The following is a 21104-nucleotide window of genomic DNA, read 5'->3' as shown; positions in this document are numbered from 1 at the left end:
CGATTATATCTATTTGCCGGATTTTCGTTGCGGCGCGGCATGGTCCACGCCAGAAAAACCACAGCGCACCGTCAAGGATGTTCGCTTTCCGCATGCACGGCTTCGCGCCGCACGAGATAAATGCCGCTGCCGATGATGATGGCCGCGCCGACCAGCGTGTATTCGTCGGGCAAGGCGCGCCACAGCAGCCAGTCCAGGGCCATGCCCCAGGCCAGGGCCGAGTATTCGAACGGCGCCACGCTGGAAGCCTTGCCATGGCGAAACGCTTCCGTGATGGCCAGCTGGCCCACGAAGCCGCTCAGCGACAAGCCCGCCAGCAGCCACCAGTCTTCGCGGCGGATGCTCACCCACTCGTGCGCCGACAGGGCTACGCCGCCTGCGGCCATCATCACCATCAGCCAGAAGACCATGCTTTCGCTGGCGTCCGTGCGGCTCAGGATGCGGCCCGTGACGGCGGAAATGGCGTAGCAGGCGGCCGAACCCAGCACGGCCAGCCCGGCCAGCGAAAAGAATCCCGAGCCGTCGGGGCGCAGCGCCACCAGCACGCCCAGCAAACCGATGCCGATGGCGCACCAGCGCGCGACGTCGACTTTTTCCTTCAGGATAAAAACAGACAGGGCCGTGATCAGCAAGGGGGCGATGAAGAACAGCGAGTACGTCTCGGCCAGCGACATGCGCTTCAAGCCGTACGCGAACAGCGTGATCATCAGCACGCCCAGCGCGCCGCGCAGCAAGTGCAGCGACCAGCGCACCTGCAGCACGTTCTTGAAAGCGCCGCGGTACAGCAGGTACAGGCACACGAGCGGCAGGGACGACAGGGCGCGCAGCGCCGTCACCTGCATGGCGGGATAATGGGCGGACAGCAGCTTCATGGCCGTGTCCATCAGGGAAAACATGGCGACGGCGACCAGCATCACATAGATGCTGCGCAGGTTGGGATTGCGGGGTAGCAGGACAGACTCCTGGCGAAAAAGCGGGACCGTCATCATGGCGACGGCCGGAGCCAGGACAGCCTGGTCTGGAAAGGCAGGGCCAGGCGGTCAGCCCGATTATAGCAAGCGCGGCCGGTTTAGCTTATGACACAGGCAACAGCATCACCAGTTTCAAGTCGTGCTGGCGCGCCAGGTGCAAGGTCACCTGGTTGAATGCCAGCAGCCCCTGTCGCGCATGCTGGAACTGGCGCAAGCCGCCATCGCGGCCCTGCACCTGCTGCGCGCCCCACCATTGGCGAAAGTCCGCGCTGGCGCCGGCCAGTTCCGCGATCAGGCCGGCCAGCGGGGCCTGGTCCGCCTGCCGGCCGATATCGGCGCGAAACTCCGCCACCAGGCGCTGCGCCCGCTCGGGCCAACCGACGACGAGCTCGCGCGCCCCCGGTTCCAGGAACATGAAGCGCAGCTGGTTCGGCGCGCCCTCCCCGGCCTGCAGCCAGCCAGCAAACAAGGTGGACGCCGCGCCGTTCCACGCCACGGCATTCCATTCGCGGTCGAGGATGTAGGCGGGCGCATCGATGGCGGACACGATGGCGGCCAGCTCGGCGCTGCCAGGTCCCGCGCCCTCGCCCGCGCCATGGCTGGGGTCATGCTTGTCGGCCACCTCGAACAGATAGGCGCGCTCGGCCGCGCTCAGCTGCAGCACCTGCGCCAGGCGGGCCAGCATCTTGGCCGACGCCGACACGGGCCGTCCCTGCTCCAGCCACGTCAGCCAGGTGGGACTGACGTCGCACAGCTGCGCCAGCTCTTCGCGCCGCAAGCCGGGCGTGCGCCGCCGCCCGCCGCCGGGCAAGCCAGCCATGGCGGGGGTGACGGCTTCGCGCCGGGCGCGGATGAATTCAGCAAGTTTGTTCGACATGGCAAGGCTGCATGGTAGTAGATATACCAGTATAAGTTATGGTCTTGTTACAGGATAATTTTATCCTTATTCTGCAGGAACTCACCCATCACCAGGAGAAAACCATGCAGCAGCACGATGTCGTTACCGAACAGTTTGGCAAGACTGCCAATGCCTACCTGAGCAGCGCCGTTCACGCGCAAGGCGCCGACCTGGTGCTGATGCAGGAATGCGCGCGCCGCCATGACAAGCCCGCCGTCCTGGACCTGGGCTGCGGCGCCGGCCACGCCAGCTTCGCCGTCGCTCCCGTGGCGCAATCGGTCGTCGCCTACGACCTGGCGCAGCCCATGCTCGACGTCGTCGACCACGCGAAGGCGCAGCGCGGCTTGCACAACATCAGCACGCAACAGGGCGACGTGGCCCGCCTGCCGTTTGCCGACGCCAGCTTCGACATGGTCGTCACGCGCTTTTCCGCGCACCACTGGAACGACGTGGCGGGAGCCCTGGCCGAAGCGTGGCGCGTGCTGCGCCCGAACGGCACCTTGCTCGTGGTCGACATCGTCGCGCCGAAAACGGCCCTGTACGACAGCACCTTGCAGGCGGTGGAAATGCTGCGCGACGCTTCCCACGTGCGCGACTACCGCACCTGCGAATGGGGCGCCAAATTCAACAATGCGGGATTCACGCACAGCTTGCGCAGCGTGTGGAAACTGACGATGCAGTTCGACGAGTGGGTGGCGCGCATGCGCACGCCGAACGAGCGAGTGGCGGCCATCCGCAACCTGTTCGATGGCGCGCCCGAGGAAGCGAGAAGATATTTCGCGCTGCAGGACGACTATTCGTTCAGCATCGATGCGGCCATGTTCGAGGCAACGAAACCGTCGGTACAGTAAACGTCAAAACGGCGCCGATGGCGCCGTTTTGATTCATGCGTAGGTTGGATTAGCGCGCAGCGCGTAATCCAACAATGCTGAAGCAAACGCGGTGCAAACGCCGCACGTCGGCTTACGCTGCGCTAAGCCGACCTACGCCGACCCACACAGGCCTGCGCTCTGCTTAAGCCAGCTGACCCAGCAATGTCTCGGCATTCGACACTTCAAACTTGCCGCCTTGCTCGATGTTCAATTGCGTCACGACGCCATTGTCGACCAGCATCGAGTAGCGCTGCGAGCGCGTGCCCATGCCATGCTTGGAAAAATCGGCGTCCAGGCCCAGGGCCTTGCTGTAGGCGGCGTTGCCGTCAGCCATCATGCGCACGACGCCCGTGGCTTTCTGGTCGCGGCCCCAGGCGCCCATCACGAACGCGTCGTTGACGGAGATGCACCAGATTTCATCAACGCCCTTGGCTTTCAGGTCGGCAGCGTGCTGCACGTAGCCTGGCACGTGCTGTGCGGAGCAGGTCGGGGTGTAGGCGCCTGGCAGGCCGAAGATGGCGATCTTCTTGCCCTTGACCAAGTCTTGCACATTGAACGTGTTCGGGCCCAGTGCGCAACCTTCGGTTTCGCTTTCGATGAATTCGGCCAGGGTGCCTTCTGGCAGGGTGTCGCCGATCTTGATGGTCATGTTGACTCCTTGTGTACTGTCGGTTGAGGATGCTGCCGGCATGATGCCGACACTGCGCGATAGTATGCCTGACTTGCCGTATTTGTGCAGAAAATGGCCGGAAAGGCAAAGTCAAAAGTCAAAAACCGGCAAAAAAAACGGCGGCCCTCAGGCCGCCGTCATCGTTGCATACATCAGATCACCTTTTCCATATTGAAGCGCATGAAAAATGCTCAGGGCAAGGCGCATGGCCGAAGACAGTACGAATGTACGGCAAGGCTATGCAACGCCGCCATGGGCTTTTTTCACTGCGCTTAATCGGCTTGCTTGCGCAGGAACGCTGGAATGTCGTAGGTCTCCATGCCATTCTTTTCCATCGCGCGCACCTGCTCGGAAGCCGATTCGCGGCGCCATACCGCCGGCGCCTTCATGCCGTCGAAGCCGGCGGCCGGCGTGGCCACGCCTACCGTCGTCGCCGCCGCTTGCGCGCTACCCATGGCGGCCGACGGGGTCAGCGGGCCGTTGTGGGTGCCGGTGCGCAGCACTTGCTGCGGTACCAGCTGGATGTTTTTCTTGGCGCGGCCCAGGCCCGTGGCCACCACGGTCACGCGGATATCGTCGCCCATGGCGTCGTCGTAGGCGATACCTTGCGCGATCGACGCGTCCGGCGCGGCAAACGCGCGCACGGCAGCCATGACTTCCTTGATCTCCTTACCTTTCAAGCCACGGCTGGCCGTGACGTTGACCAGCACGCCGCGCGCGCCGGACAGATCGATGCCATCCAACAGCGGCGAAGCGACAGCCTGTTCGGCGGCGATACGCGCGCGGTCGACGCCGGAAGCCGTCGCCGTACCCATCATGGCCTTGCCCTGCTCGCCCATGATGGTTTTCACGTCGTTGAAGTCGACGTTGATATGGCCAGGCACGTTGATGATCTCGGCAATGCCGGCCACTGCGTTGTTGAGCACATCATCGGCGTGCTGCATCCATTCCAGCATGCTTTCGTCTTCGTAGATCTCTTCCAGTTTTTCATTGAGGATGATGATCAGCGAATCGACATGCAGGGACAGCTGCTCCAGGCCTTCGTCGGCGATGTCCATGCACTTCTGGCCTTCGTACGAGAATGGCTTGGAAACCACGGCCACCGTCAGCGCGCCCAGTTCCTTGGCCACTTCGGCCACGATGGGAGCGGCGCCCGTGCCGGTGCCGCCACCCATGCCGGCGGCGATGAAGACCATGTGCGCGCCGCGCAGCGAATCGGCGATGCGCGTGCGCGACTCTTCGGCCAGCTGGCGGCCGACGGCAGGCTTCATGCCGGCGCCCAGACCGGTATCGCCGATCTGGATGATGTTGTGGGCCTTCGATGTCGACAGGGCCTGTGCGTCGGTGTTGGCGGCAATGAATTCCACGCCCGACATGCCTTTGTTGATCATGTGTTGGACTGCATTGCCACCCGCACCGCCGACGCCGACGACCTTGATGACGGTACCTAAAGCTGTGTTATCGACCATATCGAACTCCATGATGTGCTCCTATCAGATGCGGTTTCCAAGCGCCAGGCCTCATATTGGTAGGAGAACTGGAGATTGAAAACTGCGGTTAAATATAAAATTAAGTTATGTGTGTGTACCTGCGATGCTGCCAAAAAACCTGTACTGCCGGGCGTAAATCATGCCCTTAAAAATTTCCTAAAAACCATTCCTTCATGCGCTGCCAGACTGCCTTCACCGAGCCGTCCTGACGCGTCACGATGTGGCCGCGCAGGTATTGCTTCTTCGCTTCCAGCAGCAGGCCCAATACCGTGGCATAGCGCGGACTGCGCACCACGTCGGCCAGCTGGCCCCGATACTCGGGCGTGCCAAGGCGCGCCGGTTTCAGGAAAATGTCTTCCGCCATTTCCACCATGCCGGGCATGATGGACGTGCCGCCCGTGAGCACGATGCCCGACGACAGCACGCCTTCGTAACCGGATTCGCGCACCACCTGGTGCACCATGGCGAACAGCTCTTCGACACGCGGTTCGATCACTGCCGCCAGCGCCTGGCGCGACAGGTTGCGCGGGCCGCGGTCGCCCAGGCCAGGCACTTCCAGCGATTCGCCAGGGTCGGCCAGGACCTGCTTGGCCACGCCATAGCGGATCTTGATTTCTTCCGCTTCCGCGGTCGGGGTACGCAAGGCCATGGCGATGTCGTTGGTGATCTGGTCGCCGGCGATGGGAATGACTGCCGTATGGCGGATCGCGCCATCGGAGAATACCGCCACATCGGTCGTGCCGCCGCCGATGTCGATCAGCACCACGCCCAGTTCCTTCTCGTCTGGCGTGAGCACCGCATCGGCGGACGCCATCGGCTGCAGGATCAGGTCCGACACTTCCAGGCCGCAGCGGCGCACGCACTTGACGATGTTCTGCACCGCCGACACGGCGCCGGTGACGATGTGCACCTTCACCTCCAGGCGGATGCCGCTCATGCCGATAGGCTCGCGCACGTCTTCCTGGCTGTCGACGATGAACTCTTGCGGCACCGTGTGCAGCAATTGCTGATCGGTCGGAATGTTAACCGCTTTTGCCGTCTCGATGACGCGCGCCACGTCGGTCGCCGTCACTTCCTTGTCCTTGATGGCCACCATGCCGCTGGAATTGAAGCTGCGGATATGGCTGCCCGCAATGCCCGCGTACACATTGCGGATCTTGCAGTCGGCCATCAGCTCGGCCTCTTCCAGCGCGCGCTGGATGGACTCCACCGTGGCCTCGATATTGACCACCACGCCCTTTTTCAGGCCCTTCGATTCGTGCTGGCCCAGCCCGATCACTTCGTGGCGCCCGTCGGACATCACTTCGGCTACCACCGCCACCACTTTCGAGGTGCCGATGTCGAGGCCGACGATCAGGTTTTTCGCGTCTTTTGTCATTTCTGTCGCCTAATGTATGGGCTATAAATTATTAAGTTAAGTCGGTTTTTTAATCGGACTGCTGTTTTTCTTCTTCATCACTGGCTTGCCATCCTTGCCTTCGGCCGGTATCACCAGGCCGGCGGAACTGAGCGCCAGGCCATTCTGGTAGCGCATATCGATCGTGTCGATATTTTCCAGCCGGCTCGCCAGTTGCGGATAGATACCCACCAGCCGGTCGACCCGCGCCTTCAGGGTCGTATGATTCTGCTCGCGCCCCAGCGCCACGCTCATGCCGTTATTCAGTTTCACCGTCCACGCATAGCGGCTCGACAACGACAGGGTTTCCGGCACCATCTTCAGCGGCGCAAACCACTTCGCCAGCTGCACGTAGGTGGCCAGTACTTCCTTCTCGCTGCCATCGGGGCCGGCAAACGCCGGCAATTCATGGTCGTCTTCCGCTTCGGCCACGTTCGCCGTAAACACGTCGCCCTTGACCGACAGCAGGCGTCCATCCTCGCCCCAGGTGCCCAGCGCTTCGTGTTCTTCCAGCGCCACGATCAGCTGGTTCGGCCACTCGCGCCGCACGCTGGCACGGCGTACCCAGGGTACCGATTCGAACACGCCGCGCACGCTATCGAGGTTGGTCGTGAAAAAATTGCCCTTGATGCGGCCCAAGGTGCCGCTGCGCAGGGTCAGGTAATTCACGTGGCGCAGGCCCTTGTCGTCCGCGCTTTCCACCTTGATCGTGCGCAGGTCGAACATGGGACGCTGCGACACCCACCAGACGCCGGCTGCCACGCACACGACCAGAACCGCGGCCAGCAAGCCGTTGGCAGTCGTATTGAGGCTTTTAGCGTCATGCCACATATCAGTGCTGTCCCTTGTGCATTTTCAAACGCGCGCCAGCGACGATTTCCAGGCACAGGTCTTCATAGCTGATGCCCACCGCGCGCGCCGCCATCGGCACGAGCGAATGTCCCGTCATGCCTGGCGAGGTGTTCACTTCCAGCAGAAACAGCTTGCTGTCGGCCGCGCGCATCAGCACGTCGACCCGTCCCCAGCCTTCGCAGCCGAGAGCGCGGTAGGCTGCCACGGCGATGCGTTCCATCTCCGCCACGATCGCCGGGTCCAGCTGCGGCGGGCAGAAATACTGCGTGTCGTCCGTGAAGTACTTGTTCTGGTAGTCGTAATTGCCTTGCGGCGCGACGATTTCAATCGGCGGCAACGCGCGCGCCGTGGCGCCCTTGCCCAGGATCGCGACGGTGAATTCGCGGCCCCTGATGAATTCCTCAGCCAGCACGGCATCATCGAGACCGGCGGCGATGTCGTAGGCCGCCTGGAAGGCCGATGCCTCGTTGACCGTCGTGATGCCGATGCTCGAACCTTCATGCGGTGGCTTGACGATCAGCGGCAAGCCCAGTTCCGCGGCCACCTTGGCCAGGTCGGAGCTGTCATCGAGCACCGCGTACTTCGGCGTCGGCAGCTCGTGCATCAGCCAGATCATCTTGGTGTAGACCTTGTCCATGCCCACCGCGCAGGCCATCACGCCGCTGCCCGTGTAGGGAATGCCCAGCTGCTCCAGCGCGCCCTGCAGGCTGCCGTCTTCGCCGAAGCGGCCGTGCAGCGCGATAAAGACGCGGTCGAATTTTTCAGCGGCCAGTTCGGCCAGGCTGCGTTCGCCCGTGTCGAACGCGTGCGCGTCCACGCCGCGGCTTTTCAAAGCGGCCAGCACGCCCGTGCCGGACATCAGCGACACTTCGCGCTCGGCCGAGCTGCCGCCGAACAGGACGCCGACCTTGCCCAATTGTTTTACGTCGATAGCTGAAGCTTGGTTCACATCAGGCCTTTACAGTGTTGGATGGATACGTTGTCAGTTGATTCGGGATGCCGCTGATCGAGCCGGCTCCCATGGTCAGCACGACGTCGCCGTCGCGCGCCACGCTCATGATGGTGTCGGCCATGTCCGTCATGGACTCGACGAAAATCGGTTCGATCTTGCCGCGCGCGCGCAGCGCATGCGCCAGGGCGCGGCCGTCGGCGGCGACGATGGGCGCTTCGCCCGCCGCATAGACTTCGGACAAGAGCAGCACGTCGGGCGCGCCCAGCACCTTGACGAAATCCTCGAACAGGTCGCGCGTGCGGCTGTAGCGGTGCGGCTGGAAAGCCAGTACCAGACGGCGGCCAGGATAGGCGGCGCGCGCGGCGGCCAGGGTCACTTCCGTTTCCACAGGGTGATGGCCGAAATCGTCGACCAGGGCGAAGCTGCCGCCGTTCGGCAGCGCCACGTCGCCGTAGCGCGAGAAGCGGCGGCCCACGCCGGAAAACTCGGCCAGGCCCTGCTGCGTGGCGCTGTCGGCGATGCCGATTTCGCGCGCGATGGCGATCGCCGAGCAGGCATTCTGCACATTGTGCATGCCGGGCTGGTTCAGTACCACGTCCAGATCCGGATAGCCTTCCTGCAGCACGGTGAAGTGCATTTCCAGGCCCACGGCGCGCGCATTGATGGCGCGCACTTGCGCGTCTTCCGCGAAGCCGTAGGTGGTGACGGGCTTGGTCACGGACGGGATGATGGCGCGCACGTGCGGATCGTCGATGCACAGCATGGCGCGGCCATAGAACGGCAAGCGGTGCGTAAACTGCACGAAGGCTTGCTTGAGCTTTTCGAAATCGTGTTCGTACGTATCCATGTGATCGGCGTCGATATTCGTGATCACTTCGATCATCGGCGTCAGGTTCAGGAACGAGGCGTCCGATTCATCGGCTTCGGCCACCAGGTAGTCGCCCGAACCGAGCTTGGCGTTCGCGCCGGCGCTGGTCAAACGGCCGCCGATGACGAAAGTCGGGTCGAGACCGCCCTGCGCCAGCACGGAAGCGACCAGGCTGGTCGTCGTCGTCTTGCCGTGCGTGCCGGCAATCGCGATGCCGCGTTTCAGGCGCATCAATTCACCGAGCATCACGGCGCGCGGCACCAGCGGAATCTTGCGCGCGCGCGCGGCCGCCACTTCCGGATTGTCTTGCGGGACGGCGCCCGACGTCACCACCGCATCGGCGTCGCCGATATTTTCCGCCGCGTGGCCGAGCATGACGGTCGCGCCCAGGCTCGCCAGGCGCTGCGTCGCCGCATTGCTGCCCAGGTCCGAGCCCGACACCTTGTAGCCGAGGTTGACCAGCACTTCGGCGATGCCGCTCATGCCGCTGCCGCCAATGCCGACAAAGTGGATATTGTTTACTTTATGCTTCACAGAGCTAACCTCATGCCAGTTTTTCCAATACGTGTGCGATCGCCTCATTGGCGTCGCGCTTGCCTGCTGCCAGCGCCGCTTGCGCCATGTGCTGGCAGGTATCCCGCGTCAGGGACGCCAGCAATGTGCTCAGCGACGCCGCACTCATTTCCGTCTGCGGCAGATGAATCGCCGCGCCTTGTTTCGCCATCCATTGCGCGTTGTCGCGCTGGTGGCTGGTGGTCGATGCCACCAGCGGCACGAGCACGCTGGCCACGCCGGCCGCCGTCAGTTCCGACAGGGTGATGGCGCCTGCGCGGCAAATCACCAGGTCGGCTTCGGTATATGCCCTGGCCATGTCGTCGATGAAATCGACCACATTGGCTTGCACGCCCGCCTGCGCATACGCGGCATGCAGGGCGTCGATATTCTTCTTGCCCGACTGGTGCGTCACCAGCGGACGCTCGGCTTCCGGCATCAGGGCCAGCGCGGCGGGCAGATTGTCGTTCAGCGCTTTCGCGCCCAGGCTGCCGCCCACCACCAGGATGCGCAGCGGTCCGTTGCGGCCCGCGAAGCGAAGCGCCGGCGGCGCCATGGCCAGGATCTCGGCGCGCACGGGATTGCCCGTGACGACGGCCTTGCCGGCGGCGCTGCCGAAATCGGCCGGAAAGCCGAAGCATACTTGCTGCGCCAGCGGCACCAGCGTCTTGTTCGACAACAGCAGGGCCGCGTCGGCATTGACCAGCACCAGCGGCACGCCCTTCAGGCGCGCCATCAGCCCGCCCGGCACCGTCACATACCCACCCATGCCCATCACCACGTCCGGCTTGCGGCGCGCGATGAAACGGCGGATGGCAAAGAAGCTGGCCAGCATCTTGAAGCCGCCCTTGAGCGTGTGCGCCAGACCCTTGCCGCGCATGCCGGAGAATTCAATCGCATCCATGGGAATGCCGCTTTTCGGCACCAGGTCCTGTTCCATGCCGTGGGTCGTGCCCAGCCAGCTCACTTCCCAGCCGCGCGCGCGCATCGTTTGCGCAATTGCCAGGCCCGGGAAGATATGGCCGCCGGTACCGGCCGCCATGATCATCAGTCTTTTCGTCGTCTTCAAGTTCGTCACGTTGTTCATAGCCGGCCTCCGCGCATCAGGATCCGGTTTTCGTAATCGATGCGCAGCAAAATCGCCAGGCCGATACAGTTAATCAGTACGCCCGTGCCGCCATAACTCATCAGGGGCAAGGTCAGGCCCTTGGTCGGCAGCAGGCCCAGGTTCACGCCCATGTTGATGAAGGTCTGCACGCCGATCCAGATGGCGATGCCCTTCGCCGTCAGGCCCGCGAAGGTCTGGTCGATGGCGATCGCCTGGCGGCCGATGTCGAACGCCCGCTTGATAATCCAGTAGAACATGCCGATCACGACCAGCACGCCGACCAGGCCCAGTTCCTCGCCGATCACGGCCAGCAAGAAGTCCGTGTGCGCTTCAGGCAGGTAATGGAGTTTTTCCACGCTGCCGCCCAGGCCCACGCCAAACAGTTCGCCGCGCCCGAAGGCGATCAGCGAGTGCGTCAGCTGGTAAGCCTTGTTCAATGCATTGTCTTCCTGCCACGGATCGAGATACGCAAAAAACCGCTCGCGGCGGAATTTCGACAGGGCGATGATGGTGACGAAGATCGCCGTCAGCATGGCGCCGATGCCGCCGAACCAGATGGCGTTGACGCCGCCCAAAAACAGGATGCCCATGGCGATGCAGACGATCACGCCGAAAGCGCCCAGGTCGGGCTCCATCAGCAGCAGCAGGCCGACGAAGCTCACGGCCAGCGCCATCGGCATGAAGCCCTTGGTCAGCTTGTGCATGTATTCCTGCTTGCGCACCGTGTAATCGGCCGCGTACAGCACCATCACCACCTTCATCAGCTCGGACGGCTGCGGCCGCAGGCCCGGCAAATTCAGCCAGCGGCGCCCGCCGTTGACCGATACGCCCAGGCCCGGTATCAGCACCATCACCAGCAGCACCAGGGTGCCGATGAACAGCCACGGCGCCATCTTTTGCCAGGTGGCGACGGGGATGCGGAATACCATCGCGCCGACGATGACCGACACGCCGATGAACAGCGCCTGGCGCACGACAAAATAATTGTTCGTGTAGGCGGCGAACTTGCGCGCGTCCGACAGCGAGATCGACGCCGAATACACCATCACCATGCCCAGCAACATGAGCAGCAGGACGACCCACACCAGCGGCTTGTCGTAGTCCATCATCTTCGACTGCCGCGCGCGGCTATCCAGCGGCTTGGCAGCCGAGCCGGAACCAAAGCTGAAGGGCAGTTGGAAGGCCATCAGATATCCTGTCCGTTTTCCAGGGCGATGTCGCGCACGGCGTCGACAAACACCTGCGCGCGGTGCGCATAGTTCTTGAACATGTCCAGGCTGGCGCACGCGGGCGACAGCAGCACGGCATCGCCGGCCAGCGCCAGGCTGCTGGCGCGCTTGACGGCTTCCGGCAAAGTGGCGCAGTCGACGATGTCCACGCCGGCCGGCTCGAGGGCAGCGCGCAGCGCAGGCGCATCGCGGCCGATCAGCACCACGGCGCGCACATAGCGCGACACGGGTTCAGCCAGCGGCGAGAAATCCTGCCCCTTGCCGTCGCCGCCGGCGATCAGCACCAGGCGCTGTTCCGCGCCGCCGAAGGCCTTGCCCAGGCCGAACAGCGCGGCCACTGTCGCGCCCACGTTCGTGCCTTTGCTGTCGTCGTAGTATTCGACGTCATTGACGGCCGTGATCAGCTCCACGCGGTGCGGCTCGCCCTGGTATTCGCGCAAGCCGTGCAGCAGCGGCGCGAATGGCAAACCGATGGCGCGGCACAGGGCCAGCGCCGCCAGAGCATTCGAAGCGTTGTGCTGGCCGCGGATTTTCAGCGCGTCGGCCGGCATCAGTTTTTTCGCCATCGTCGGCACCGGTTCCGGCGCCGGATCGTTCTTCCTGCGCTTTTTCTCGATCACTTCTTCGCTGGGCACGGCTTGCGCCAGCCAGAAGATGCCGCGTTCATTGACGAGGCCAAAGCTGTCCACTTCCGCCGGCTCGCCCGTGCCGAAGGTGATCGTCTCGACCAGCGGATCGGCCATGTGCATGACGGCCGCATCGTCGCGGTTCAGGATGCGCACGGTCTCGTCGCCGAAGATGCGCGCCTTGTCGGCTGCGTAAGCGGCCATGTCACCATGCCAGTCCAGGTGATCCTGCGACAGGTTCAGGACCGTGGCCGCATCGGCCTGCAGACTGAACGTCGTGTGCAGCTGGAAGCTGGACAATTCGAGTATCCACGCCTGCGGCAGGGTGCTGGCGACGGGTTCCGCCGCTTCTTCTCCTTCAGCCACAGGCTGTGGCGCCGGTTCGGCGTCGAGCACTTCGCGCAGCACGTCCAGCGCGGCCGGGCTGATATTGCCGGCCACGCGCGTGATCAATCCCGCGCGTTCGCACAGCAGGCCCACCAGGCTGGTCACCGTCGTCTTGCCATTCGTGCCCGTGATGGCAACGACTTTCGGCGCATAGCCGCGTTCCGCCTTGAGCGCGGCCAGCGCCTGCGCGAACAGTTCGATCTCGCCCCACACGGGGATATTTTTTTCCTGCGCGGCCGGAGCGATGTGCGCCAGTTCGCGGCCCGGCGCCAGGCCGGGGCTGACGGCGACGAAGTCGACGCCGTCGAGCAGGTCGGCCGTGAAGGCGCCGGCGATGAACTGCGCCTGCGGCACGGCGGCCTGCAGCGCGACCAGGCGCTCAGGGGTTTCCCTTGTATCTGCCACGCGGACCAGCGCACCGCTGCGGGCCAGCCACAGGGCCATCGCCAGCCCCGATTCGCCGAGGCCCAGTACCAGTGCGGTTTTAGCGTCGTACATCATCAGCGCAGCTTCAAGGTGGTCAGGCCGAGCAGCACCAGCATCATGGTGATGATCCAGAAACGCACGACAACCTGCGTCTCTTTCCAGCCTTTTTGTTCAAAATGGTGATGCAATGGCGCCATCAGGAAGACGCGGCGGCCGGCGCCATAGCGCTTCTTGGTGTACTTGAACCAGACGACCTGGATGATCACCGACAGCGTTTCGACGACGAAGATGCCGCCCATGATGAACAGGACGATTTCCTGGCGCACGATGACGGCGATGGTGCCCAGTGCGCCGCCCAGTGCCAGCGCGCCCACGTCGCCCATGAACACTTTCGCGGGGTGCGTGTTATACCAGAGGAAGGCCAGGCCGGAACCGGCCAGCGCGCCGCAGAAGATCACCAGTTCGCCGGCGCCCGGAATGTGCGGGATGAACAGGTAGCGCGCATAGGTGGCGTTACCCGTCAGGTAGGCGAACAGGCCCAGGGCCGTACCCACCATCACGGTCGGCATGATGGCCAGGCCATCGAGACCATCGGTAAAATTGACGGCGTTGCTGGTGCCGACGATGACGCAATAGGTCAGCGCGATGAAACCCCACACGCCCAACGGATAGCTGATGGTCTTGAAGAACGGTACGATCAGGTCGGCCTTCGGCGGCAGGTCCATGGCGAAGCCCGATTGCACCCAGGCGTAGATCAGATTCCACACGTGGCCCGCGTCAGGTTCCGACACGGAGACGGAAAACGCCAGGTAAAACGCGGCGACGATGCCGATCAGCGACTGCCAGAAGTATTTTTCGCGCGAGCGCATGCCTTCCGGGTCCTGGTGCACCACCTTGCGGTAGTCGTCGGCCCAGCCGACGGCGCCAAAGCCCAGGGTGACGATCAAGACCGGCCAGATGAAGCGGTTCGACAGGTCGGCCCACAGCAGGGTGGAAATGCCGATGGCGATGAGGATCAGCACACCGCCCATGGTAGGCGTGCCATGTTTTTTCAGATGCGTTTGCGGGCCGTCCGTACGAACGGCCTGGCCGACCTTCATGCGCGTGAGCATGCGGATCACGGCGGGACCGGCGCACAGGCCGATCAGGATCGCCGTCAAGGTGGCGAAGACGGCGCGGAACGTGATGAAGTTAAAGACCCGCAGTGGGCCAATGTCGTCCTGGAAATAATGAGCGAGCCAGAGCAGCATGATTAGTGAGCTTCCTTGTTATTGTTGTTTGAACCAATCAAATGCTGCACGGCCCGTTCCATCTTCATGAAACGGGAGCCCTTGATTAATACTGTTGCATCCGAACGGCCGGACAAATGCGCATCGAGCGCCGCCAGCAAACCGTCGAACTGTTCGAAATACTCCACGACCGTGCCTGATTCCCGGCTCGCGGCAGCTTGCGCCGCACTCACCAGATGGCGCGCCAGGCCGCCCGTCGCCAGCACGTGTTCGATGCCTTTGGCGGCGGCGTAGGCGCCGATCTCTTCGTGGAACTGCTGCCCCTGCGTGCCGACTTCGCCCATCTCGCCAAGCACCAGGATGCGTGGTGCCGCGGCCTGCGCCAGCACATCGATGGCCGCGCGCGCCGAATCCGGATTGGCGTTATACGTGTCGTCGATGATGGTGGCGCCATTGGCGGCACGTTTTTTCTGCAGGCGGCCATTCACGGGAGAAAATGCCTCCAGGCCCTGCTGAATATGTTCGATGGCGATGCCGGCGCCGACGGCGCATGCCACGGCCGCCAGCGCATTGCGCACATTGTGTTCGCCCGCCGCCTGCAGGCCGACAAAAAACTGGCGCAAGCCGCCGTCCCGTGCGCGCACGCTGACGAACAGGTCGCTGCCAAAATCCTCGGCCGCGCGGTGCGTGCAACTGACGTCGGCGTCTTTCGACAGGCCGAAGGTGATGACGGCGCGCGCGCCGGCCAGCTCGCGCCACACGGGCGTGAATTCGTCGCCATGCGGGAAGACGGCTACGCCGTCATCCGCCAGGGCCGCCAGCGCGGCACCGTTCTCGCGCGCCACGGCTTCCACCGTATGCATGAATTCCTGGTGCTCGCGCTGCGCGTTGTTGACCATCGCCAGGGTCGGCGCGGCAATCGCGGCCAGGCGGGCGATCTCGCCAGGATGGTTCATGCCCATCTCGATGACGGCCGCCTTGTGCTCCCCGCTCAGGCGGAACAGGGTCAGCGGCACGCCGATCTCGTTATTCAGGTTGCCGCGCGTGGCCAGCCGGCCTTCTTCGCCAAAGGCCGCCGCCAGGATGGACGAAATCATCTCCTTGACGGTGGTCTTGCCATTGCTGCCGGTGACGCCGATGACGGGCAATTTGAAGCGGCCGCGCCAGTGGTTGGCGATGCGGCCCAGCGCCACCAATGTATCGGACACGATAATGGCCGGTACCTTGCCGCTGTCCCAGCCTTCGGGCAGGCGCTCGACCACCACGGCGGCGACGCCGCGCGCGGCCACCTGATCGAGGAAATCGTGGGCGTCGAAACTCTCGCCGCGCAGGGCGACGAAGAGCGAGCCGGCCGGGGCGCTGCGACTGTCGGTCGAGACGCCGTCAAAAACGGCGTCGCCCGTCAGCTGCGCGCCTTGCAGCGATGGCATCAGTTCCGTCAGGCTTGCGTACATGAGGCGATCCATCAGTTCGTCCTCATCATCGTCAGGCGCGCGGACAGGGCCAGCTGCGCATGGTCGGCGTCGGAGAACGGCAGTTTCTTGCCCTTGATTTCCTGGTATGGCTCATGGCCCTTGCCCGCCAACAGGATCACGTCCGGCTTGGCCGCGTGCTTGATGGCCGACAGGATGGCGGCGGCGCGGTCTTCGATGGCTTGCGGCTGCGGGCCGTCGGCGCGCATGCCGGCGACGATCTGCGCGATGATGGCGTGCGGGTCTTCGCTGCGCGGATTGTCGCTGGTGACCAGCACATGATCGGCCAGCTGCGCGATGGCGCCCATCTGCGGACGCTTGCCCGGATCGCGGTCGCCGCCGCAGCCGAACACGCACCACAGCTGGCCGCCCCGCTCCTGCGCCACCTGGCGCAAGGCGGCCAGGGTTTTTTCCAGCGCGTCCGGCGTATGCGCGTAATCGATGACGACCATCGGCGCTTCCTGGCCGCCCACCTGCTGCATGCGGCCCGGGGCCGGCTGCAGCGATTCGATGCCGTCGATGGCGGCGCGCAGACCCGTACCATGGGCCAGCAAGGCGCCCAGCACGGCCAGCGCGTTGCTGATATTGAAGTGGCCCACCAGCTGCGTCTTGACCAGCGCCACGCCGAGCGGGCATTCCAGGTGGAAGTCGGTGCCGGCGTTGCGGCTGCGGAACTGGCTGGCGCGCAGCATCAATACGCCCGGCAAGTCGGGCAAGGCCGCCGCATCCTGCAAGGTGTAGCCGATGACCGGGTATTGGCCGGACAGCTTGCCGTCCACGTGGCGCGCCAGGCGCAGGCCCATGGCATCGTCCAGATTGATGACGGCCGTTTTCAAGCCTGGCCAGTCGAACAGTTTTACTTTGGCCGCCTCGTAGGCCGCCATGTCGCCGTGGTAGTCGAGGTGGTCGCGCGTCAGATTGGTAAACATGGCCACGTCGAAATGCATGCCCGCCGCGCGTTCCTGGTCCAGGCCGATCGACGACACTTCGATGGCGACCGCTTGCGCGCCGGCGTCGCGCATGACGGCAAGCTTGCGCGCCAGCAGCACGGCGTCCGGCGTGGTGTAGCCGGTGACGTCGAACTCGATGGCGCCGCGCGGCTTGCACAGGCCCACGCCCAAGGTACCGATGACGGACGACGTTACACCGAGGCGCGCCAGCGCTTGCGCCAGCCACAGCGCGCACGAGGTCTTGCCATTCGTGCCCGTCACGCCGGCGCTGAACATGGCGCTGTCGGGCATGCCGTAAAAAGCATGCGCCACGGGGCCGGCCAGGCGTTTCAGGTCGCTGACCAGCAGGTGCGGCACGCTCCATGCGGCGTTCCATTCGACGGCGTCATGCACGATGGCGGCCGCGCCCTGCGCGATGGCGGCGGCGATGAACTGCGTGGCGCCCGCATAGGCGAAAAACACGTCGCCGCGCTGCACGCGGCGCGAATCGGACGTCAGCTGCCCGGACGGGGCAGCCGTTTTGATCCACAAACTGATGTCTTGTATGGTCATGAGTGACTTCACATGGCCTCCGGGCCGGCATTGGCCGGGACCACGATTTCGGTAACGGAGGAATCGGGCGGCACGTTCATCGCGCGCAGCGCGTTGGTCGCGATCGCCGCGAAAGCGGGAGCGGCAACCTGGCCGCCATAGTGGGCAGGGCCGGTCGGTTCATCGATCATCACGGCAATGATGAAGCGCGGCGCCGACATCGGCACCATGCCCACGAAAGAGCCGATGTATTTGCGCGGCATCGCATAGCGGCCGTTTTCAACCTTGTAGGCGGTACCCGTCTTGCCGCCCACGCGGTAGCCGGCGACCTGGGCGCGCTTGGCCGAGCCGTGCGCGCCGGAGACCACCAGTTCCAGCATGGCGCGCATTTCGGCGGCCGTCTTCGGCTTGATCACTTGCTGGCCCACGGGCAGTTCATTGACCTTCTGGAACGACAGGGGAATTGTGTCGCCGTCGCGCGCGAACATCATGTAGGAGCGCGCCAGCTGGATCAGCGACACGGAAATGCCGTTACCGTAGCTCATGGTCGCCTGCTCCACCGGGCGCCACGATTTATAGGGACGCACTCTGCCGGCCACGGCGCCGGGGAAGCCCCATTTCGGCTGCTGGCCGAAGCCCACCTTGGTAAACATTTCCCACATTTCCTGCGACGGCATGCCCAGCGCAATCTTCGAGGTGCCGATGTTCGACGACATTTCGATGATCTCGGCCACGCTGATCACGCCATGCGGCTTGGTGTCGGTGATCGTGCGGTCGGCGATGGTATAGCGGCCCGGACCGGTGTCGATCAGAGTGCCCGGCTTGACGCGGCCCGTGTCGAGCGCCAGCGAGACCGTGATCGGCTTCAGGGTCGAACCTGGCTCAAAAGTATCGGTCATGACGCGGTTGCGCAGCTGCTGGCCCGTGAGCTTGCGGCGGTCGTTCGGGTCGTAGCTCGGGTAATTGGCCAGGGCCAGCACTTCGCCCGTGTGCACGTCGAGCACCACGGCGCCGCCGGCCTTGGCGTTGAATTTTTCCACCGCTTCCTTCAGCTGCGTGAAGGCGATGTACTGGATCTTGCTGTCGACGGACAGGGTCAGGTCCTTGCCGTCGTGCGGTTCGTGGATGAAGCCGATGTCTTCGACGATGTGGCCCAGGCGGTCCTTGATCACGCGGCGGCTGCCGGTGGTGCCGACGAGGGTTTTCTGCTGCGCCAGTTCCATGCTTTCCTGGCCCACGTCTTCCACGTTGGTAAAGCCGACCACGTGGGTCATCACTTCGCCCTGCGGATAGAAGCGCTTGTATTCCTTGCGTTCGTCGATGCCGTCGATGCCCAGCTTGGAAATCTTGTCGGCCACGTCCATCTCGACCTGGCGTTTCAGGTAAACGAAGCTGCGGTCCGAATCGAGCTTCTTGCGCAATTCGTTGACGTTCATTTCCAGCAGGCCGGCGAGCGCATTGATTTTTTCGGGTGTTGCCTGCAGCACGTCGTCGGGAATGGCCCAGATGGCTTTCACGGGGACGGACGAGGCGAGCACCTGGCCATTGCGGTCGGTGATCTTGCCGCGCGTGGCCGGCAATTCCAGGGTGCGCTCATAGCGCGCTTTGCCCTGCTTTTGCAGGAACTGCGTCGACACGCCCTGCAGCCACAGCGCGCGCGCCCCCAGGCCGGCGAAAGCGAAGAACAGCAGGAACAGCACGACGCGCGAACGCCAGACGGGCAGACGCACCGCCAGTACGGGGTTCTTCGAGAATGGCACGCCTTTCGATGCCGCCACCCGGCCGTTGCTATTACCGCCCAACTTCATTATTCGCCCTCCGTCAGGTATTGCGTACGCGCCGCCGTCAGCGGCGTCATGCTCAGGTCGCGCCGTGCGATCGATTCGATGCGTTCATGCTTGCCCAAAGTGGACTGGTCCAGCTGCAGCTGCGCCCAGTCGATGTCGAGCTGGCGCGACAGCGCTTGCGCGCGTTCCAGGTCGATCAGCAGGTGGCGCGACTGGTACTGCGCGTTCACCAGCGACAGGCCGCAGCACACCAGCAGGGCCGACAGCACGACACACAGCTTGCCAGTCATCGGGCGCCGCCGTTTGCAGGAGCGGCCAGCGGCAAACGCTGCGCCACGCGCATCACGGCCGAACGCGAGCGCGGGTTGCCCTCGATCTCGGCATCGGACGGCTTCATCTTCGAAATCAGCTTCATTTCCGGCTGCGGCAAGTCCACGGCGCGGATCGGCAGGCGGCGGTCAGGCTGCTCCACGTTCGCCTTCGAAGCGAAGAAGCGCTTGACCATGCGGTCTTCCAGCGAATGAAAACTGATCACGGCCATGCGCGCGCCGGGCGCCAGGCAGGCATACGCCTGGTTCAGGCCGATCTCGAGATCCTCGAGCTCTTTGTTAATGAAAATGCGTATGGCCTGAAAGGTGCGGGTAGCGGGGTCCTTACCCTTCTCGCGGGTCTTGACGGCGCCTGCCACGATGCCGGCAAGCTGTCGTGTGCTTGAAATTGGCTGGACTGCCCGGCCAGCAACAATCGCCTTTGCAATCTGAAAAGCAAACCGTTCTTCCCCATAATCGCGTATCACTTTCTCTAAATTCTGCTCGGTCTCCACGGCCAGCCACTCGGCCGCGGAGATGCCGCGCGTGGTATCCATGCGCATGTCCAGCGGTCCGTCGTTGCGGAAGCTGAAACCGCGCGCCGCGTCGTCGACTTGCGGCGACGAGATGCCCAGGTCAAGCAAAATGCCGTCCACCTGCCGCACGCCGCGTTCGGCCAGGCTGGCCGTCATGGTGGCAAAGCTGTCATGGACGATCTGGAAACGGGGGTCGGCGATCTGTTCGGCCGTGGCGATCGCTTGCAAGTCCTTGTCGAAGCCGATCAGGCGCGCGTCGGGCGCCAGGCGCGACAAAATCAATCGGCTATGGCCGCCGCGGCCGAACGTGCCGTCGACGTAAATGCCGTGCGCGCGATCGCCCGACAGGTCGAGCGCATCGACCGCTTCATCGAGCAGCACCGTGCGATGCTGAAATTCCGGCACCGTGAGTTGTGTCATTACGGAGCCTTAGAAAGAAAAATTGGAAAGTACATCGGGGGTGCCGGCATCGATCGCCTGCTGTTCTTTTTCGGCCAATTTGGCGGCATCCCATATTTCAAAGTGGCTGCCCATGCCGATCATCATGACTTCGCGCGCCAGTCCGACGGCGTTGCGCAATTCGGGCGAGATGAGCACGCGGCCGGCCGAGTCCAGCTCGACGTCGACGGCGTTGCCGAGGAAGATGCGCTGCCAGGCGCGCGCCGACATGGGCCAGGCGGCGATTTGCTGGCGGTGACTTTCCCACACGGGACGGGGGAAAAACAGCAGGCAGCCATCGGGGTGTTTGGTCAGGGTCAAGCGGCCTTCGCATTGAATCGCCAGCGCGTCACGGTGCTTGGCAGGGATAGACATCCTGCCTTTGGCATCGAGATTGATTGCGGACGCGCCTTGAAACACGAAAGACCTTTTTTGAGCTTGGGTTGCGACGCTTGCGCATCGCGATAAAAAGGGAAAATTTCCCACAAAAACACACTTTTTCACACAGTTGCCCACTTTAGAGGAAGCAAAGATAGTGGTCAAGCGGTTTCCGATT

19 protein-coding genes are annotated in these 21104 nt (G+C 63.8%); 1 reads left to right on the top strand and 18 read right to left on the bottom strand.

Features of this window, described 5'->3' with window-relative positions; all coding sequences use genetic code 11:
- Positions 1 to 71 precede the first annotated feature (71 nt).
- Both BLU39_RS22555 and BLU39_RS22550 read right to left on the bottom strand, forming a co-directional pair.
- Positions 72 to 914, bottom strand: coding sequence for a DMT family transporter (locus BLU39_RS22555; RefSeq protein WP_092717249.1), 843 nt, complete (start codon positions 912 to 914; stop codon positions 72 to 74).
- A gap of 160 nt (positions 915 to 1074) precedes the next feature.
- Positions 1075 to 1848, bottom strand: a complete 774-nt coding sequence (locus BLU39_RS22550) for a helix-turn-helix transcriptional regulator (RefSeq protein ID WP_092717098.1) — start codon at positions 1846 to 1848, stop codon at positions 1075 to 1077.
- A gap of 104 nt (positions 1849 to 1952) precedes the next feature.
- Between BLU39_RS22550 and BLU39_RS22545 the strand changes: the two genes are divergently transcribed.
- Entirely contained in the window at positions 1953 to 2720 is a 768-nt protein-coding gene (locus BLU39_RS22545) for a class I SAM-dependent methyltransferase (protein ID WP_092717095.1), read from the top strand.
- Positions 2721 to 2883: 163 nt separating this feature from the next.
- Here BLU39_RS22545 and BLU39_RS22540 read toward each other — a convergent pair whose 3' ends face one another.
- From BLU39_RS22540 to mraZ, 16 genes are all read right to left on the bottom strand, one after another.
- On the bottom strand, positions 2884 to 3390 hold the full coding sequence (locus BLU39_RS22540) for a peroxiredoxin (RefSeq protein WP_092717091.1): 507 nt from the start codon (positions 3388 to 3390) through the stop codon (positions 2884 to 2886).
- 293 nt (positions 3391 to 3683) lie between these two features.
- Positions 3684 to 4892 (bottom strand): cell division protein FtsZ, encoded by a 1209-nt coding sequence (ftsZ, locus tag BLU39_RS22535; protein ID WP_092717088.1) that lies wholly within the window; start codon positions 4890 to 4892, stop codon positions 3684 to 3686.
- A gap of 154 nt (positions 4893 to 5046) precedes the next feature.
- Positions 5047 to 6279: a cell division protein FtsA gene (gene ftsA, locus BLU39_RS22530; RefSeq protein ID WP_010394955.1), complete on the bottom strand. Its 1233-nt coding sequence runs from the start codon at positions 6277 to 6279 to the stop codon at positions 5047 to 5049.
- Between the two features lie 36 nt (positions 6280 to 6315).
- Positions 6316 to 7128: a cell division protein FtsQ/DivIB gene (locus tag BLU39_RS22525; RefSeq protein WP_092717084.1), complete on the bottom strand. Its 813-nt coding sequence runs from the start codon at positions 7126 to 7128 to the stop codon at positions 6316 to 6318.
- Position 7129: 1 nt separating this feature from the next.
- Positions 7130 to 8098, bottom strand: a complete 969-nt coding sequence (locus BLU39_RS22520) for a D-alanine--D-alanine ligase (protein WP_254789037.1) — start codon at positions 8096 to 8098, stop codon at positions 7130 to 7132.
- A 1-nt stretch (position 8099) separates the two neighbouring features.
- Positions 8100 to 9503, bottom strand: coding sequence for a UDP-N-acetylmuramate--L-alanine ligase (gene murC / locus BLU39_RS22515; RefSeq protein WP_092717078.1), 1404 nt, complete (start codon positions 9501 to 9503; stop codon positions 8100 to 8102).
- A gap of 10 nt (positions 9504 to 9513) precedes the next feature.
- Positions 9514 to 10608 carry an undecaprenyldiphospho-muramoylpentapeptide beta-N-acetylglucosaminyltransferase gene (gene murG / locus BLU39_RS22510; RefSeq protein WP_092717075.1) on the bottom strand — a complete coding sequence of 365 codons (1095 nt, stop codon included), beginning with the start codon at positions 10606 to 10608 and terminating at the stop codon, positions 9514 to 9516.
- Positions 10605 to 11816, bottom strand: coding sequence for a putative lipid II flippase FtsW (gene ftsW / locus BLU39_RS22505; protein ID WP_092717072.1), 1212 nt, complete (start codon positions 11814 to 11816; stop codon positions 10605 to 10607). The genes murG and ftsW overlap by 4 nt, the downstream gene beginning before the upstream one ends.
- The gene (gene murD / locus BLU39_RS22500) at positions 11816 to 13372 is read right to left on the bottom strand and encodes a UDP-N-acetylmuramoyl-L-alanine--D-glutamate ligase (protein WP_092717069.1); all 1557 of its coding nucleotides are present in this window, start codon (positions 13370 to 13372) and stop codon (positions 11816 to 11818) included. The genes ftsW and murD overlap by 1 nt, the downstream gene beginning before the upstream one ends.
- A complete protein-coding gene (gene mraY, locus BLU39_RS22495; protein ID WP_034748886.1) occupies positions 13372 to 14547 on the bottom strand; it encodes a phospho-N-acetylmuramoyl-pentapeptide-transferase in 1176 nt (391 codons plus the stop codon). The genes murD and mraY overlap by 1 nt, the downstream gene beginning before the upstream one ends.
- A gap of 2 nt (positions 14548 to 14549) precedes the next feature.
- Positions 14550 to 15980: a UDP-N-acetylmuramoyl-tripeptide--D-alanyl-D-alanine ligase gene (murF, locus tag BLU39_RS22490; protein WP_092717245.1), complete on the bottom strand. Its 1431-nt coding sequence runs from the start codon at positions 15978 to 15980 to the stop codon at positions 14550 to 14552.
- Between the two features lie 11 nt (positions 15981 to 15991).
- Positions 15992 to 17500 (bottom strand): UDP-N-acetylmuramoyl-L-alanyl-D-glutamate--2,6-diaminopimelate ligase, encoded by a 1509-nt coding sequence (locus tag BLU39_RS22485; RefSeq protein ID WP_092717066.1) that lies wholly within the window; start codon positions 17498 to 17500, stop codon positions 15992 to 15994.
- 8 nt (positions 17501 to 17508) lie between these two features.
- Positions 17509 to 19287 carry a peptidoglycan D,D-transpeptidase FtsI family protein gene (locus BLU39_RS22480; protein WP_092717063.1) on the bottom strand — a complete coding sequence of 593 codons (1779 nt, stop codon included), beginning with the start codon at positions 19285 to 19287 and terminating at the stop codon, positions 17509 to 17511.
- Entirely contained in the window at positions 19287 to 19556 is a 270-nt protein-coding gene (ftsL, locus tag BLU39_RS22475; protein WP_034748894.1) for a cell division protein FtsL, read from the bottom strand. Before ftsL ends, BLU39_RS22480 begins: the two co-directional genes overlap by 1 nt.
- Positions 19553 to 20530 (bottom strand): 16S rRNA (cytosine(1402)-N(4))-methyltransferase RsmH, encoded by a 978-nt coding sequence (rsmH, locus tag BLU39_RS22470; RefSeq protein WP_092717060.1) that lies wholly within the window; start codon positions 20528 to 20530, stop codon positions 19553 to 19555. The genes ftsL and rsmH overlap by 4 nt, the downstream gene beginning before the upstream one ends.
- A 9-nt stretch (positions 20531 to 20539) precedes the next feature.
- A complete protein-coding gene (gene mraZ / locus BLU39_RS22465; RefSeq protein WP_035824821.1) occupies positions 20540 to 20968 on the bottom strand; it encodes a division/cell wall cluster transcriptional repressor MraZ in 429 nt (142 codons plus the stop codon).
- Positions 20969 to 21104 lie beyond the last annotated feature (136 nt).

This window comes from Janthinobacterium sp. OK676 (genome assembly GCF_900103595.1).
GTDB lineage: Bacteria > Pseudomonadota > Gammaproteobacteria > Burkholderiales > Burkholderiaceae_D > Janthinobacterium.
The sequence above is the reverse complement of the archived record's forward strand: the minus strand, read 5'-3'. Positions and strand labels throughout refer to the sequence as shown.

Bases quoted from the DNA above. Each gene is read 5' to 3' on its own strand.
- BLU39_RS22525 (WP_092717084.1), bottom strand. From the start codon at position 7,128: ATGTGGCATGACGCTAAAAGCCTCAATACGACTGCCAACGGCTTGCTG.
- BLU39_RS22480 (WP_092717063.1), bottom strand. From the start codon at position 19,287: ATGAAGTTGGGCGGTAATAGCAACGGCCGGGTGGCGGCATCGAAAGGC.
- BLU39_RS22545 (WP_092717095.1), top strand. From the start codon at position 1,953: ATGCAGCAGCACGATGTCGTTACCGAACAGTTTGGCAAGACTGCCAAT.
- ftsW (WP_092717072.1), bottom strand. From the start codon at position 11,816: ATGGCCTTCCAACTGCCCTTCAGCTTTGGTTCCGGCTCGGCTGCCAAG.
- ftsZ (WP_092717088.1), bottom strand. From the start codon at position 4,892: ATGGAGTTCGATATGGTCGATAACACAGCTTTAGGTACCGTCATCAAG.
- murD (WP_092717069.1), bottom strand. From the start codon at position 13,372: ATGATGTACGACGCTAAAACCGCACTGGTACTGGGCCTCGGCGAATCG.
- BLU39_RS22540 (WP_092717091.1), bottom strand. From the start codon at position 3,390: ATGACCATCAAGATCGGCGACACCCTGCCAGAAGGCACCCTGGCCGAA.
- BLU39_RS22555 (WP_092717249.1), bottom strand. From the start codon at position 914: ATGCTGGTCGCCGTCGCCATGTTTTCCCTGATGGACACGGCCATGAAG.
- rsmH (WP_092717060.1), bottom strand. From the start codon at position 20,530: ATGACACAACTCACGGTGCCGGAATTTCAGCATCGCACGGTGCTGCTC.
- murG (WP_092717075.1), bottom strand. From the start codon at position 10,608: ATGAACAACGTGACGAACTTGAAGACGACGAAAAGACTGATGATCATG.
- BLU39_RS22550 (WP_092717098.1), bottom strand. From the start codon at position 1,848: ATGTCGAACAAACTTGCTGAATTCATCCGCGCCCGGCGCGAAGCCGTC.
- ftsL (WP_034748894.1), bottom strand. From the start codon at position 19,556: ATGACTGGCAAGCTGTGTGTCGTGCTGTCGGCCCTGCTGGTGTGCTGC.
- murF (WP_092717245.1), bottom strand. From the start codon at position 15,980: ATGTACGCAAGCCTGACGGAACTGATGCCATCGCTGCAAGGCGCGCAG.
- ftsA (WP_010394955.1), bottom strand. From the start codon at position 6,279: ATGACAAAAGACGCGAAAAACCTGATCGTCGGCCTCGACATCGGCACC.
- mraY (WP_034748886.1), bottom strand. From the start codon at position 14,547: ATGCTGCTCTGGCTCGCTCATTATTTCCAGGACGACATTGGCCCACTG.
- BLU39_RS22485 (WP_092717066.1), bottom strand. From the start codon at position 17,500: ATGACCATACAAGACATCAGTTTGTGGATCAAAACGGCTGCCCCGTCC.